This is a genomic window from Acinetobacter sp., assembly GCF_036666595.1.
GTDB lineage: Bacteria > Pseudomonadota > Gammaproteobacteria > Pseudomonadales > Moraxellaceae > Acinetobacter.
In genome coordinates this window covers 1-658 of the sequence record NZ_JAVWVO010000095.1, presented here as the reverse complement: position 1 = coordinate 658, position 658 = coordinate 1, and the positions used below count along the sequence as shown (strand labels likewise).

General features: G+C 47.1%; 1 protein-coding gene. It reads right to left on the bottom strand.

Features of this window, described 5'->3' with window-relative positions:
* Positions 1–658, bottom strand: a 658-nt coding sequence (locus RR876_RS16975) for a 2-oxo acid dehydrogenase subunit E2 (RefSeq protein ID WP_332637189.1), incomplete at both ends; no start/stop codon positions are given.

The following is a 658-nucleotide window of genomic DNA, read 5'->3' as shown; positions in this document are numbered from 1 at the left end:
CACCCAAGGCCAAAATAGCACCCTGTGGTGGATTGATAATGGCATCAAACTGTTTCACGCCCAGCATACCTAAATTTGAAATGCTGAAGCTGCCGCCTTGAAACTCATCTGGCGCAAGCTTTCCTATTTTGGCGCGTGTGGCTAAATCCCGCACCTCAGTAGAAATTTCCGCTAAAGACTTTTTATTCGCCGCTTTCACAATCGGCGTGATCAAGCCATTTTCAATGGCAACCGCGATAGAAATATCGGCATGCTCAAATTGTAAAATCTGCTGATTTTCTTCATCAAACTGCACATTGACTTGCGGCACTTTTATTAAGGCAGCAGCGGCAGCTTTAATCAGCATGTCATTTATCGACAGTTTAACTTGCGGAACCGTGGCATTAATTTGGCTGCGCAGCGCCTGAATAGCATCAACATTTAAATCAGCAATCAAACGAAAATGCGGTGCATTGCGTTTCGCAGACTGCAAGCGCGAAGCAATTGCCCTGCGCATGCCATTCATGGAAATTGTAGTCACTGCGGCAGATGGAGCGGGTGCAGAGTCACATGCCGTATCGCACACACTTGGATTGTCACGTGCATAAACAGCTTCTACATCTTCCTTGCAAATACGGCCGCGCGAACCAGAGGTACGGCAATCATGCAAATTGATGCC